The organism is Streptomyces sp. NPDC091282 (assembly GCF_044757385.1).
Classification (GTDB): domain Bacteria; phylum Actinomycetota; class Actinomycetes; order Streptomycetales; family Streptomycetaceae; genus Streptomyces; species Streptomyces gramineus.
Genome location: NZ_JBIVUX010000001.1, coordinates 1,329,113 through 1,343,012 on the forward strand (window position 1 = coordinate 1,329,113; position 13,900 = coordinate 1,343,012).

Genomic DNA, 13,900 nt, shown 5'->3' on the forward strand with positions numbered 1-13,900 from the left:
GAAGCACCCCCGCGGACCAGGTAGTATTTTCTTCGTCGCCGACCGCGAGACACCGATCGAACGGTCCGGCGTGAGTCATGCGCCGCTAGCTCAGTTGGTTAGAGCAGCTGACTCTTAATCAGCGGGTCCGGGGTTCGAGTCCCTGGCGGCGCACTGCCCCGAAGGGCCCCTCGTCGAGACGAGGGGCCCTTCGGCGTCCTCGGCGGTCAGTCTGCGGTAGGTCCGCTCCCCCGGCGGCCGCCACCACACGGGGTCGGCGCACCGCACCCCTTCCCGCCGCAGCGCGGCCCGCTGGATCTTGTTGGTCGCCGTCACCGGCATCCGCTCCACCACCCGTACGAACCGGGGCGCCATCTTCGTGCCCAGGTCGGGCTGGGCCAGCAGGAACTCGGCGAAGTCCAGCGGCTCGAACCGTCCGGCCAGGGTCGCCATCACCTGGTCGCCGGTGACCGGGTCCGGCACCCCGTACACGGCGACGGCGTCCGCGCCCGCGTACCGCGCCACGATGTTCTCGATCATCGCGGCGGCCAGGTTCTCCCCGTCGACCCGGATCCGGTCGTCGGTGCGCCCCGCGAAGTACAGGTAGCCGTCGCCGTCCCGGTAGAACAGGTCACCGGTCCAGAACCACCCGCCCCGGCGCCGCTCGGCCTCCGCCTCCGGGTTGCGCCAGTACCCCTCGAACGGGTTCGGCGCCCGGTTCACCAGCTCCCCTATCGCCCGCTCCCCGTTGAGCAGCCGCCCTCCGGAGTCGAAGGCCGCGGCCGGACACTCCGCCCCCGTCTCCCGGTCGAGCACGGCCAGGCCGGGTGCCGCGCGCCCCACCGCCCCGCGGGGCGTCCCCGGCGTCCACTGGACCGCGGCCCCGCCCTCTGAGGACCCGTACCCCTCGACCAGCCGGACCCCGAACCGTTCCTCGAAGGCGGCCGCGTCCACCGCACCGGCCTCCGTGCCGAAGCCGAGCCGCAGCGGATTGTCCCGGTCGTCGGCGCGCCGCTCGGTGGCGAGGACGTACTGCACCGCACGGCCGACGTAGGTGAAGTAGGTCGCCCGGTAGCGCCGTACGTCGGCCAGGAAACCCGACGCCGAGAACCGCCGCCGCAACGCCACCCCGGCGCCCGCCGTCAGCGCCGGCGCCCAGTCGGCGATCACGGCGTTGCCGTGGAACATCGGCATGCAGACGTAGTGCACGTCGTCGGGCCCGACGCCGAACTGTCCGGCGAGCGACCGGCCGGCCGCCGCGAGCCTGCCCTGGGAGCAGAGGGCGGCCTTGGGGGCGCCGGTGGAGCCGGAGGTGAAGCAGAGCATGATCCGGTCGCCGGGCGCGGCCCGCGAGGCGTCCGGGAAGGCGCCGAGATGGGGCGCGAGCAGCGTGCCGTACGCCGGGTCGTCGGTGACCAGGAGGCGCACGCCGGGCAGGTCGAGGCCGTCGAGCAGCGGGAGGTGGGCCCGCTCGGTGACGAGCACCGGGCACTCGGTGTGCCGTATGTCCCGCGCGAGTTCGGCGCCGCGCCGGGTCGGGTTGATGCCGGCGACGGCCGCTCCGGCGAGCGCCGCGGCGGACAGCCAGAGCGGGAACTCCGGTGTGTTGTCCAGCAGCACGCCGACGTGCGGCACGGCACCGGCGGGCAGCAGGTCCCGCAGCAGGGCGGCGCGGGCGGCGGCGCCCGCGGCCACCTCGTGGTGCGTCAGCACCTGCTCCTCGAACCACAGACCCGGCCGGTGGTCACCCCACCGCGCGGCCACCGCCTCAGCGATCGTGCGCCCTTCGAAGGCCATGACGCGGCAGCGTAACTGATGCTCCGTCAGTTCAACAGCCCGCGGTCTGGTACGACGCGCACGGCCAGTCGTCCGGGCCGGTGTCCGTCCCCGTCTCCGAGAAGCCCCAGTGCACCCCGATCATGAACGCGACCGCGAACCCGACGAACACCAGGAGGAACAGCACCAGGCAGCCGGTGCCCACGGCCAGCTTGCGCTGCGCGGGCGGCTGCCCCGTCGCCAGCTCCGGGCTCTCGGGCAGGTAGTACACGGTCACGAAGTCGCCCTCGACGACGGTCGACGGGCCGTCCGTCTCGTCGATGCGGACGGTGCGCCCCTCGGCCGTGGTGAACTCCAGGACCTGGTGGAGCGTGGTCCGCACGGCGCTGTCCTCGCCGCCGCCACTGGTGGTCGTGTACACGCGCAGGCAGCGCGCCTCGGCCGTACGGCCGTGCCGCCAGGTCCGGCTGATCCGACGCGAACGCTTCAGTGTCCTGATCACCCCGTACACTCCGCCGACGACGAAGAGGCCGGGAATGACGTAGAAGAACGCCTCCAGCAGGCCCATGGCAACCCCCCGGTTCCGAACACCGGTCCGACCGACCGGCGTGTGCGGGAACGTACCCCCGGGGGCTGCTGCGGGGCCTCAAGCGAAGCTCAGACCAGCCGGATGTTACCCAGCCGTCGAACAGTGCCGGTCAGAACGTGACGTCGGAGCAGGCGTAGAACGCGTTGCCCGTGTCGGCGATCGTCCAGACCGCCAGGATCACGTGGTGACCGCTCAGCCCCGACGGCAGCGTGCCGCTGTGGCTGAGGGTGGCCGGCGGGCGCTGGCCGTTGTAGGGGACGGTGAGGAACGGGGTGGTGTTGAGGTCCGAACGGGCGAGGGCGTGGTTCTGGTTCCAGCCCGCCTTGGTGACGTAGTACTTGAAGTCGGTCGTCGCGTGCATGGCCGTGAACTGCCAGCGGAACGTGTACGACTGACCGCCCGTCACCTTGGTCGTCGGCCACGCGCCGCCGCCCGGCTTGGTCGGCGAGCTGAGCTGGGCGAACCGGCTCACCCCGCCGTTGCAGAGCTGGCCGTCGGCGGGACCGGAGGCCGGGAAGCCCTTCGGACCCTCGACGCTCTGCGGCTCCCACTGGATGTCGCCGCAGTTGGCCACGGTGCCGTTGGCGCAGAGCTTCTGCCTGCTGATGGGCAGGTCGGTGTAGCCGTGCCCGCTGGCACCGCCGGTGGAGAGCGCGAAGGCTCCGGCGGTCGCCACACCGAGCACGACGGCCGAGATCTTGGTCCGTTTACGCATGCTGCCGCTCCTGGAGAACGTGGGGGAGGTTCTGTGAGCCGTGCAGGTCTAGACCAAGTCACAGATTATTGCCATCCGTTGACCGTGTCCATATCAACGACAGTTCCCTGCCGGTCAGGGTGCGGAGTCGGAACGCCCCGAGCAGAACGCCACCGTGAGGTCGCGCACCAGCACCTTGCGCTCGTAGTCGTCGAGTTCGACCAGGCCGCGCATGGTCAGCCGGGTCACCGTGTCCTCGACCGAGTCCACGACGGAGGCGAGCATCCCGGACCGCTGCTGGGCGTCGAGCGCGGCGATCCGGCGCCGGTGCATGGCCGCGGCTACCTCCGGGGCGTACTCCACCCGTACCGGCTGCACGGAGAACACCTCCAGGCCGATCCCGGCGGCGTCCCGCGTGACCAGCCGGGTCAGCGCGTCGGTGGCCATCTCCACCGAGCCTCGGGTCCGGCCCGGCACCTCCACCGGCACCCGCGCCAGTGCCGCCTCCACGCACTCCCGCAGGTAGGTCTCGTGGTCGTCGAGGCCGAGCACCGCCCGCGCGGTGTCCCGCACCCGCCACACCACCAGGACGACGACCCGCAGCGCGACCCCGCTGCCGTCCGCCGCCGGCATCTCCTCGCTGCGCCAGTGCCGCAGCCGGACGTCGACCCGGCGGCGCAGCAGCAGCGGGTTGACCCAGAGCAGGCCGGTGCGCCGCACCGTCCCCCGGTAGCGGCCGAACAGGCCCAGCACCCAGGCCCGTCCGGTCGCTCCGCGGGCGAGCCCGGCGAAGCCGAACAGGCCGAGCGCGCCGGCCCCGGCGTACGCGGCCCACTGCGCGGGGCCCAGCCCCGCGCCCGCGTACGCCGGAAGCCGCAGCGCGTGCACCGCGAGCGGCGGCAGCACTCCGGCCCACCAGGACGTGGCGAGCCCGCCGGCCGTCCCGGCCAGCCCGGCGGCGACCCCGGCCGCGCCGGGCAGCACCCGGGCGGGGCGCTCCACCAGTTCGGGGTCGACGGCGGCGACCGGCCGTGGCTTGGCCGGGGCCGGCCGCCGCAGCCGGGGCTGTTCGCCGGTGCCCTGCCGGCGGCCGACCACGGCGGGCCGCAGCGGCACCGACACCGGGTCGGGGTCGTCGCGGAACAGCAGGTGGACCGGGATCTCGGTGGTGGCCTCGTTCTGGATCAGCCGTGGGACGGGCCGGGCGGGCGGCCCGCTGTCCAGGGGATCGTCCGATTCAGGGGTGTGTGCGGTCGTCGTGCTCATGCCTGCCTCCAGCCTCCGCGCCAGATGCGTCACGTGATCGTTCGGGTCGTTACAGGAACAGCCGGCGCCAGGTCTCCGGCCCCGGGTAGCCGTCGGCCGCGCCGCCGCGCCAGCCCTGGGTGCGCTGGAAGGCCTCGACGGCCCTGCGGTCCGCCTCGCCCCAGGCGGGTCCCGGTCCGTCGGTGTAGAAGCGGCCGAAACCCTTCTCGACCAGCCGCCGGCCGAGCCGGGTGACGAAGTCGTTGTCGGCGCCGGGCCGGAAGTAGTTCTTGCCGGGGTAGCCCGGGACCCCGTGCGAGGCGGGGGCGGGCGTGGGCGTGGTGGCGGGCTTGATGTTCCGGCCCCTGCCGGTGGCGAGGAGTTCCCAGGTGCGCGGGCCGGGCAGACCGTCGGCGGCCGAGCCGGTCCAGCCCTGGGCGAGCTGGAAGGCGCGGGTGGCCTGCTGGTCCGCGGTGCCCCAGACCGGTCCGGGGCCCTTGCTGTAGTGGGCGCCGGCGCCCCGGGTGATCAGCAGCCGGCCGAGCAGGGTGACGTACTTGTTGTCGGCGCCGGGCCCGAAGTAGGCCGCGCCCGGATAGGGCACCGCCGTCTTGCCGGCCTGGGCGCCGGACGCGCCGGGGTCGGTGGCCAGGCCCTTGTAGCGGTAGGGGACGTACTTGGCCGAGTTGCTCCAGTAGGCGTACGGCGTGGACTGGCGGCGGGCGTTCGGGGGCGTCTGCTCGTACGCCGTGTAGGCGGTGTGCGTGTAGTCCGTCCAGCCGCCGAAGATCACGACGTGGGACCCCTTCTCGGGGTTGTCGGGGTTGTGGAAGAGCAGGATGTCGCCGGGTTGCAGCTCCTCCTTGGTGATCTTCGTGCCGAACTGGCCGAGGCTGCCCGTCCACTCGTTCCCGGTCAGCCCCCAGGCCATCGAGACGTAGCCGGAGCAGTCCTGCCGGTACCCGTCCGTCCAGTAGAGGGACATGCTGTAGGGCACCTTGGCGGTGACCCAGGTCTTGGCCCGGTTGATGATCTCAGTACGGGTGATGGGGGGCGTGGTGACGGGGCCGTGGACGGGTTTGCCTGCGGGGCCGTGCAGGGGTGATTTCGCACCCTGCGGGGTGTCCGGCTCGCCGTCCGCGGGGGCGGCGGGGCGGTGCGGGGCGGGCGGGGTGCTGTGGGCGGCGGCCGTGGGGGCGCTCGCGGCGAGGGCGGCGGACGCGGCGGCGGCCACGACCAGGACTCCCCGGGCGGCCGGGTGACCGCCGAAGCGTCCGGGCAGCGGGTACGGGCCGACCCGCCGCCAGTGGACGCATCCGGGGCATTCGCAGTCGTTCGCGGGGTCGAATTCCTCGAATACGGGGGCCGGCATGCGATTCCCCTCACACTTCAGGTGGATATGTCCGGGACTGTGCACATTAATCACTTTCCCAACTGTCGTCCCGGTGCGCATGCTGACGGTCCGAATGATGTACGGCAGGGGGCGGACGGGGGTCCCTCCGGTGGCCGCCGGTCCGGAGCACCGCCGCACGTCGGGTAGAGTTCTCCTGTCAGCAGGCGCCGCTAGCTCAGTTGGTTAGAGCAGCTGACTCTTAATCAGCGGGTCCGGGGTTCGAGTCCCTGGCGGCGCACAGACACCCAGAAGGCCCTCCGCATCGCGGAGGGCCTTCTGGCATAGACCCCACGGATCGCACCCGGCTACTTCGACAGCAAGTGCACCGTTTTGTCAATTACCAACACGGTCGTTCCACTCCCTCACCAGAGATTCCACAATGAACACCTATGACCGGTAAACACCGTGTTTCGCTCTTGCGATCATGCTCGGCACCGTAGAACCCTGGATGCCCAAAGTGCCGACGATTCACGGCACTTGGGGGGATTGATGGACGGCCCCGGCCCGATCGAGGGGGATCCGGCCGGCGGCGGTGAGACCGACAGACACGCGCCGATCCGCGCGTGTGGGGGGAATGACTCATGACGTCGACGCCGACGGGCGCCCGCCAGGAGCAGGAACACGACCCGTCCGATCCGTACGACCCGTCACGGACCGCGCAGCTCCGCATACCGGTGCAGCGGGGCACCACCGGCGCCCATCACCGGCACGGGAGGACACCGCCCCGCTACGACTACGAGCACTACAGCAGGCTCGCCGGCCCCCTCACCGAGCCCGCCCCGGGCACGCCGTACCGGGTGCGGTACCGCTCGCTGCTCTCCCAGGAGCCGCACCGCCTGCGCGCCGCCCTGATGCTGGGCGCCGCCCCGCTGCTCTCGCTGGTGCTGCTGGCCTGGCTGCTGCGGCCCGAGCACTGGACGCACCGCGACCACCCGGCCCACGGCTTCCTGCCGGCCCTGGACGTCGTGATGCTGGTGTCGATCGGCCTGATCGAGCTCTTCCGCTGCCTGAACGTGCTGTCCAACGCGCACGCCACCCTGGTGGCCCGCGACCCGGTCCCGGTGGTCCCGGAGACCGGCACCCGGGTCGCGTTCGTCACCACGTTCGTGCCCGGCAAGGAACCGCTGGACATGGTCACCCGGACCCTGGAGGCCGCGGTCCGGCTGCGCCACCGGGGACTGCTGCACGTCTGGCTGCTCGACGAGGGCGACGATCCGGAGGTGAAGCAGGTCTGCGCGCGCCGGGCCGCTGGGTGATCGCCGCGCCCGGATCCGCGGGTCCCGGACGGTCGTCGCCGCCGGCGCCCGGGGAACAGCCGGCGAGCAGCAGCGCCGCTCCCAGTGCCCACGCCCAGGCCGGCGGCCCGGCCCCCCTGCCGTCGTCCATCCGATTCCCCCCTGGCTGTACCCGACCAGGCCCCAATCGTGACATACCCGCCGCACTCGCCACGAGTTCGCCCGGTCTCGGCCGGGAGTCGTCACCGGCCGGGGACCGCGGGGAGGAGGCAGGGCGGGCGTGAACCTAGGCCCGGGCGCCGGTTCCCCTCTAGAGTCGCTTGCGGGTGGCCCGGCCCCCGTCGTGCTTCCCAGCCTCCCGCGCCAGCCGCCGGGTTACTCCCGCAGCCCGAGCGCGCGCGGTCGAGGGCCGGCCCGGCCGGCGGTCTCAGGGGAGCGGACTGCCGACCGGGCCAGGTGCGTCCGGTGCGGATCACACGCGGTTCACGTGCTGGTTCCGGTGAGGTAGGCGGAGACGACCACGTTCGCCGTGTAGCTGTGGCTGGTCCGGTCGAAGGTGCCGCCGCAGGTGATCAGCCGGAGTTCGGCACGGCCCGACTCGCGTGCGCCGTAGGCCTGTCGGGCGTCGAAGTGGTCGCGCGGCAGGACCCGTACGTCGTCCACGGTGAACCGGGCCACCGTGCCGTCGGTGCGGACCACGCGGATCGTCTCGCCGGGGCGCAGGGCGCTGAGCTTGTAGAAGACCGCGGGCCGGGTCTCGGTGTCGACGTGGCCGACCAGTATGGCGGTGCCGGCCGCGCCCGGTTCGGTCCCGGAGCCGTACCAGCCGACCACGCCTGGCTGGTCGAAGGGCGGCGGGTCGATGCCGCCCTTGGCGTCCAGGCCGCGGGCGACCACGGGAGCCTGCACGCCCAGGTCGGGTATGTCGATGCGCTCGGGTGCCGCCGAAGTCAACGGCTCTGCGGCGGGCGGTAGTTCGGCGCCGACGGGGCGGCCTACCGCGGCCACGTCGCCCGTGGTGGGGCCGGACATGCCGTCGGGCACCTCGGTCACCCCGCGGCCCCACAGCCAGAGCCCGAGCAGCAGGATCGCCCAGGCCACGCCGGTCAGCAGCCGCCCGGTACCGGCGGGTCGTTCGGTGTCGTCGTCGGACATCGTCGTGCCGTCTCCTCAGCGTGAGCCGTGCCTCCGCCGGGCGCCCAGCAGCCCGACTGCGGCCGCGGCGAACCCGACGAGAACGAGACCGGTGACCGCCTGCGCGGTGTCGGGACCGGTCGAGCGGGGCTCGACCGAGGCGAACGGGGCGGTGCCGCCGCCGCCCGCGTGCACGGGCGCGACCGGCGTGGCCTGCAGCGCGCCGGAGCCGTCCGGCTGCGCGAGGGCCGCCTGTCCCACGACGGTGACGGTGCCGGTGACGACCTGGCCGCCGCAGGTGACCTTCACGTCGTAGGCGCCGGCGCCGATCGTGGAGCGGACCTGGCTCTGCCCGGTCAGGGTGCCGTCGTAGCCGCTGACGGGGGCGTCCGAGACGAAGGCCGTCGAAGCGGCGGCGCCGGTCGTGCCGGAGCAGCCGCTCACCCGCAGGGCCACCACCGAGCCCGGGGCCGGGGAGGCCGGGGTCACGGTGACTCCCTGGCCGTCCGCGGCTCGGGCGGCCGTCGGGGAGAGGCCGGCCGCGCAGGCCAGGAGTCCGGTACAGAGAGTGAGGCGAAATGAGCCCATCGTGAACCTCCAGATATCTGGAGGCTCCCCCGCACGGGGCGCCCCCGCATCCTCGGGGGGCGCCTTGTTGCTCCGTACGGGTGAGATCAGGTTTGGGACGGGCGGGTCTGACCTGGTCAGATCCGGTCGACGAGGTCCGCGATCGAGTCCACGACCTCGGAGGGCCGGAACGGGTGGCGGTCGACGTCGGCCGGCTGGGTGACGCCGGACAGCACCAGGAAGGTGCGCATGCCGGCCTCCAGGCCCGCGAGGACGTCGGTGTCCATCCGGTCGCCGATCATCGCGGAGGTCTCCGAGTGGGCGCCGATCGCGTTGAGCCCGGCCCGCATCATCAGCGGGTTGGGCTTGCCGACGAAGTACGGCTCCTTGCCGGTCGCGGCGGTGATCAGGGCGGCGACCGACCCGGTGGCGGGCAGGTCGCCCTCGGCGGACGGGCCGACGTTGTCGGGGTTGGTGGCGATGAACCGGGCGCCGCCGTTGATCAGGCGCACGGCCTTGGTGAGCGCCTCGAAGGAGTACGTGCGGGTCTCGCCGAGGATCACGAAGTCGGGCTCGTGGTCGGTGAGGATGTAGCCGATGTCGTGCAGCGCGGTGGTCAGGCCCGCCTCGCCGATGACGTAGGCGCTGCCGCCGGGCCGCTGGTCGTCCAGGAACTGGGCGGTGGCCAGGGCCGAGGTCCAGATGTTGTCCACCGGCACGTCCAGGCCCATCCGGCGCAGCCGCGCGTGCAGGTCCCGGGCGGTGTAGATGGAGTTGTTCGTCAGGACCAGGAAGGGCCGCTCGGAGTCCCGCAGCTTCTTCAGGAAGGCGTCGGCCCCGGGGATCGGGACACCCTCGTGGATGAGGACGCCGTCCATGTCGGTGAGCCACGACTCGATGGGCTTGCGGTCTGCCATGTGGTGCGTCTCCTGGCGTGCGGGGCGTGCGTGGGCTGGGGGCGCCGGAACCACGGCGTACCGACGCCCCCAGCCTAGTCAGGACTGCGTGAGAGCGACCCCGTCGATCACCCAGTACCAGTTGTTGCCTCCGGTGTAGCGGAAGCGGATCCGGGCGGTGGTGGCGCCGGCGGGGACCTGGAGGGTGACGGTCTCGGTGCGGGAGGGCACGTCGGCGGTGTAGGTCCGCACGGAGACGGGGGCGGCGCCGTCGTAGGAGACGAGGACCTCGCCCTTCTGCGGGGACTCCTGCCGGTAGAAGGTGGTGTAGGTGAGGGTGGCGGTGCGGCCGCCGGTGACCGGGTAGGCCGGGCTGACCAGCGTGGAGTCGAAGGTGCCGGTGACGGCCTTGTCGTTCCACTCGTCGCCGTCGGCGACCGCGAAGACGCCCCGGGCGCGGACGTTGCACTCGCGGTTCTGGTCGCGCTGGGCCTGGGTCCAGAACTCGTCGGTGGTGAAGGACCAGCCGCGCCACTCTGTGACGCCGCCGGTGCCCATCGCGGAGTTGTCGACGGACCAGCCGGCGGGCGGGGTGTGGGTGAAGCCGAGGACGGAGGCGGCGATGCCGGTCTCGTCGACGCGGGACTGCAGCCGGCCGCGCAGGCCGTCGAAGGCGTCCGGCGTGGGCTGCTGGACCGGGCGGCCGTCCAGGCCCCAGGCCGGGTCGATGGCGACGCCGAGGTGGGCGAGGGCGGAGGCGGCGACGTCCGGCATCTTCACGTCGTACCGGACGGAACCGGCGGCGAGCGCCGAACCGGTGGCGATCATGAAGGTCTGGCGTTCCTGGAGGGTGGAGCCGCCGTGGCCGCCGGGGTCGGTGTGGCCGTGGTCGGCGGTGACCATGACCAGCCAGTCCTCGTTCGCGTAGGTCGCGCGGGACGTGAGCGCGGCCACCATCTGACCCACCTGGGCGTCGACGCCGTGGATGGCGTCCAGGTACTGCTGGGAGGCGGCGCCGTAGCTGTGCCCGGCGTGGTCGACGTTGTCGAGCTGGACGAAGACGGCGTCCGGGTTGCCGTTCTTGAGCACGGCGACGGCGCGCGAGGCGGTCCCGGTGTCGTACTCGGCGCTCGGTGTGGAGACCCGGGTGTCGACCTTCGCCGAGAAGACGGTGTCGGTGATCGGTGCCCAGGAGGAGACGGCGTACGTCGACAGGGCGGGCCTGGCGGTCTCGATCCGGGTGAGGAAGTCCGGGTACTGGGGAAACTTGTTGCCGCTGAGGGTGTTGTCCTTGACGTTGTGCTTGTCGGGCCAGACACCGGTGATGATCGTGGACCAGCCGGGGCCGGACAGGGTCGGGGCGAGCGGGTCGGCGTAGATGCTGCTGGGCGCGGTGAGGCCGGCCGCGGTCAGGGCGTCGAGGTTCGGGGCGTCGGCGTCCTTGATCCGGCTGAGCAGGCAGCCGTCGAGGCCGATGACCAGGACCTTGGGGGTGCGGGCGGCGGCACGGGCCACGGCGGCGAGCGGGCCGGCGGTGGCGGCGACCGCGGCGGCGGAGACGAGGAAGGTGCGACGGGACACGCGGTACGACACGGGGTCCTCCGTAGCGGGGGGGTGCGGGCAGGTGCGCGGTGCGGGCACGCCGACGCCCCCGGTGGTTCCAGGGGCGTCGACGGTCGTGCGGGAGGGTTCAGCTGCCGGTGGCGGACTTCCAGGCCTCGACGTAGGAGGTGAGGTTCTTGTCCACGTCGTTCCAGTCCGGCGAGAAGACGTCGACGCCGTCCATGAGCTTGGTCAGCGCGATGGCGTTGGCGTCGACGGCCTTGACGTCGGTGCGGGCGCTGAAGCCGCCGCCGATCGAACTGACCTCCTGCTGCTGCTTCTGCGCGAGCATGAAGTCGAGGAGCTTCTTGCCGTTCTCGGTGTGCGGGGCGCCGGTGAGCAGGCCGGCCGCGTACGGCAGCGCGAAGGTGGTGGGCTTGCCGCCCTGGGCGGCCGGGAACCAGATGCCGAGGTTCGGCATGGTCTTGGACTGGGCGTAGTTCATCTGCACGTCGCCGTTGGCGACCAGCAGTTCGCCCTTGTCCACCTTGGGGGCGAGCTTGCCGGTGGAGGCGGACGGTCCGACGTTGTTGGCCTGGAGCTTCTTCAGGTAGTCCAGCGCCTGCTGCTGCCCGCTGAAGTCGTGCATCGCCTTGATCAGGACGGCGGTTCCGTCGCCGGCGACACCGGGCGTGGAGTACTGGAGCTTGTTCTTGTACGAGCCGTCGAGGAGCTGCTCCCAGGTGGTCGGGGCCTGCTTCAGCTCCTTCTTGTTGTAGACGAAGCCGAAGTAGTTGTTGACGACGGAGGTCCAGGTGCCGTCGGCGGCCTTGTCGCCGCCGCTGACCAGCTCCGAGTCCTTCGGCTCGTACTTCTGCAGCAGGCCCTTGCTGTCGGCCTGCTGGACGAAGGGCGGGAGGGTGACCAGGACGTCGGCCTGGGTGTTGCTCTTCTCCCGCAGGGCGCGCTGCACGACCTCGCCGGAGCCGCCCTCGACGTACTTGACCTTGATGCCGGTCTGCTTCTGGAAGTCGGCGAAGACCTTGTCGTACCAGCCGTCGTTGTTCTCGCCCTTGAGGCCGTCGGCGCTGTAGACGGTGACGACCTTCTCGTCGGCGGCGGCCGAGGAGCCGCCGCAGGCGGAGAGCAGCGGGGTGGCGAGGAGGGAGACGGCTATGGCGATCTTGAGCGTGTTTCTGGGCATGGCGAGGCGAACTCCTTGCATCGGTGGTGACTTCGGATCAGCGAACGGTGATCAGCGGTACGAAGCTCGGTTGCGGACGCGGGAGACGGCGAACAGGGCGATCAGGGTCGCCGTCATGAGGACCACCGCGAGGGCGGAGCCGGCGAACAGGGCGCCGCGGTCGGTGGCCGAGTAGATCAGGACGGGAAGCGTGGTCCAGTCGGGCGGATAGAGCATCATCGTGGCGCTCAGCTCGCCCATGGAGAGGGCGAAGCAGAGGCCCGCGGCGGCGGTCAGGGAGGGCAGCAGGAGCGGCAGCCGGACCCGCCAGAGCACGTAGGCGGGCCGGGCGCCGAGGGAGGCGGCGGCCTGTTCGTAGGCCGGGTCGAGGCGGGTGACGGCGGCCGACACCGACTGGTGGGCGAAGGCGGCCACCAGCACGGTGTGGGCGAGGATCACGATCCACCGGGTGCCGTTGAGCAGCATCGGCGGTCGGGAGAAGGCCACCAGGAGCGACAGTCCGACCACCACCGAGGGCACGGCGACCGGCAGCACGAACAGGGTGTCGACCAGGGCCTTGCCGCGCCTGCCGAGGGCGTGGGCGGCGAGCGCGGCCCAGGTGCCGACGGCCAGCGCGAGCACGCTCGCGGTGACGGCGGTGACGAGGCTGGTGGTGAGGGCCTGGAGGGCGTCGCCGCGGGTCGCGGAACGGAAGTTGCCGAGGGTCGCCCCGGACGGCAGGGCGCCGGACCAGTGGGTGGCGAAGGAGGCGCCGAGGACGACGAGGAGCGGGAGGGCGAAGAGCGGCAGGAAGAGGACGAGGAACAGCGCCCACACCGCCCATCGGGTCTTGCGGCTATGCACCAGCACGACGGCTCACCACCCGGTAGAGGCCGTAGAGGCCCACGGAGATCAGGACGTTGACGACGGCGACGACGCAGGCGCCCGGGTAGTCGGACTCCAGGATCGCCTTGCTGTAGACGAGCATCGGCAGGGTGGTGACCCCCTTGGCGCCGGTGAACAGCACGATCCCGAACTCGTTGAGGCACAGCACGAGCACCAGGCTCCCGCCGGCGGCCAGCGCGGGCAGCGCCTCGGGGAGGATCACCTGCCGCACGATCCGCGGCGCCCGCGCCCCCAGGCTCGACGCGGCCTCCAGCTGCGCGGTGTCGAGCTGGGAGAACGCGGCGAGCAGCGGCCGCATCACGAACGGCGTGAAGTAGGTGACCTCGGCCAGCAGCACGCCCCAGGGCGTGGTGAGGAACTGGAACGATCCGATGATCCCGGTCGTGCCGTAGATGAAGAGCAGGGCGAGGGTGATGAGGAAGGAGGGGAAGGAGAGGTAGACGTCGACGAAGCGGGCGACGGCCTTCGCGCCGGGGAAGGGGACGAAGGCGATGATCAGGGCGAGCACGAACCCGAGGACCATGCACCCGACGGTGGAGGAGACGGCGATCCAGACGGTCGTCCACAGCGCGGTGCGGAACGAGTCGGAGGCGAAGACGTCGGCGTACGCCTGGAAGGACGTCCCCCCGGTGTCCGGCTGCAGCGACTGCCGGACGACGAGGACGAGCGGATAGAGGAAGAACAGACCGAGCAGCGCAACAGGCGGCAGGATCAACGCGCCCCGGAAGGGGCGCGGGGAGCGGCGCGACCAGCCACGCATC

General features: G+C 72.1%; 11 protein-coding genes, 2 tRNA genes and 2 pseudogenes. 3 read left to right on the top strand and 12 right to left on the bottom strand.

The window, feature by feature from the left end; genetic code table 11:
• Positions 1–79: 79 nt before the first annotated feature.
• A tRNA-Lys gene (locus tag ACIQOE_RS06065) sits at positions 80–153 on the top strand.
• Here ACIQOE_RS06065 and ACIQOE_RS06070 read toward each other — a convergent pair.
• The 5 genes and pseudogenes from ACIQOE_RS06070 to ACIQOE_RS06090 all read right to left on the bottom strand — a co-directional run bounded on the left by ACIQOE_RS06070 (position 119) and on the right by ACIQOE_RS06090 (position 5,655).
• A pseudogene (locus ACIQOE_RS06070) lies at positions 119–1,776 on the bottom strand (AMP-binding protein). The gene ACIQOE_RS06065 and the pseudogene ACIQOE_RS06070 overlap by 35 nt on opposite strands.
• A gap of 31 nt (positions 1,777–1,807) precedes the next feature.
• Positions 1,808–2,323: a DUF3592 domain-containing protein gene (locus ACIQOE_RS06075; RefSeq protein ID WP_401409871.1), complete on the bottom strand. Its 516-nt coding sequence runs from the start codon at positions 2,321–2,323 to the stop codon at positions 1,808–1,810.
• 130 nt (positions 2,324–2,453) lie between these two features.
• Complete coding sequence (locus tag ACIQOE_RS06080) at positions 2,454–3,059, bottom strand: lytic polysaccharide monooxygenase (RefSeq protein ID WP_351323028.1); 606 nt, start codon at positions 3,057–3,059, stop codon at positions 2,454–2,456.
• Between the two features lie 114 nt (positions 3,060–3,173).
• Complete coding sequence (locus ACIQOE_RS06085) at positions 3,174–4,304, bottom strand: SPFH domain-containing protein (protein ID WP_351323027.1); 1,131 nt, start codon at positions 4,302–4,304, stop codon at positions 3,174–3,176.
• Positions 4,305–4,353: 49 nt separating this feature from the next.
• On the bottom strand, positions 4,354–5,655 hold the full coding sequence (locus ACIQOE_RS06090) for a peptidoglycan-binding protein (RefSeq protein ID WP_362646736.1): 1,302 nt from the start codon (positions 5,653–5,655) through the stop codon (positions 4,354–4,356).
• 185 nt (positions 5,656–5,840) lie between these two features.
• On the opposite strand from ACIQOE_RS06090, the gene ACIQOE_RS06095 reads away from it, so the two are divergent.
• Positions 5,841–5,914: transfer RNA gene (locus tag ACIQOE_RS06095), tRNA-Lys, on the top strand.
• 343 nt (positions 5,915–6,257) lie between these two features.
• Positions 6,258–6,917 (top strand): annotated as a pseudogene (locus ACIQOE_RS06100) (glycosyl transferase); the annotation flags it as partial.
• A gap of 477 nt (positions 6,918–7,394) precedes the next feature.
• On the opposite strand, the gene ACIQOE_RS06105 reads toward ACIQOE_RS06100, so the two are convergent.
• From ACIQOE_RS06105 to ACIQOE_RS06135, 7 genes are all read right to left on the bottom strand, one after another.
• Positions 7,395–8,066, bottom strand: coding sequence for a class F sortase (locus ACIQOE_RS06105; RefSeq protein WP_351323025.1), 672 nt, complete (start codon positions 8,064–8,066; stop codon positions 7,395–7,397).
• Positions 8,067–8,081: 15 nt separating this feature from the next.
• Positions 8,082–8,534, bottom strand: a complete 453-nt coding sequence (locus ACIQOE_RS06110) for a hypothetical protein (protein ID WP_401409874.1) — start codon at positions 8,532–8,534, stop codon at positions 8,082–8,084.
• A 215-nt stretch (positions 8,535–8,749) separates the two neighbouring features.
• On the bottom strand, positions 8,750–9,529 hold the full coding sequence (locus ACIQOE_RS06115) for an HAD-IIA family hydrolase (RefSeq protein WP_351323023.1): 780 nt from the start codon (positions 9,527–9,529) through the stop codon (positions 8,750–8,752).
• A gap of 78 nt (positions 9,530–9,607) precedes the next feature.
• On the bottom strand, positions 9,608–11,101 hold the full coding sequence (locus ACIQOE_RS06120; protein ID WP_401409876.1) for an alkaline phosphatase family protein: 1,494 nt from the start codon (positions 11,099–11,101) through the stop codon (positions 9,608–9,610).
• Between the two features lie 97 nt (positions 11,102–11,198).
• The gene (locus tag ACIQOE_RS06125; RefSeq protein ID WP_401409878.1) at positions 11,199–12,254 is read right to left on the bottom strand and encodes a 2-aminoethylphosphonate ABC transporter substrate-binding protein; all 1,056 of its coding nucleotides are present in this window, start codon (positions 12,252–12,254) and stop codon (positions 11,199–11,201) included.
• A gap of 51 nt (positions 12,255–12,305) precedes the next feature.
• Positions 12,306–13,103: an ABC transporter permease subunit gene (locus ACIQOE_RS06130; protein ID WP_351323020.1), complete on the bottom strand. Its 798-nt coding sequence runs from the start codon at positions 13,101–13,103 to the stop codon at positions 12,306–12,308.
• Positions 13,090–13,899, bottom strand: a complete 810-nt coding sequence (locus tag ACIQOE_RS06135; protein ID WP_351323141.1) for a 2-aminoethylphosphonate ABC transporter permease subunit — start codon at positions 13,897–13,899, stop codon at positions 13,090–13,092. The genes ACIQOE_RS06130 and ACIQOE_RS06135 overlap by 14 nt, the downstream gene beginning before the upstream one ends.
• Position 13,900 lies beyond the last annotated feature (1 nt).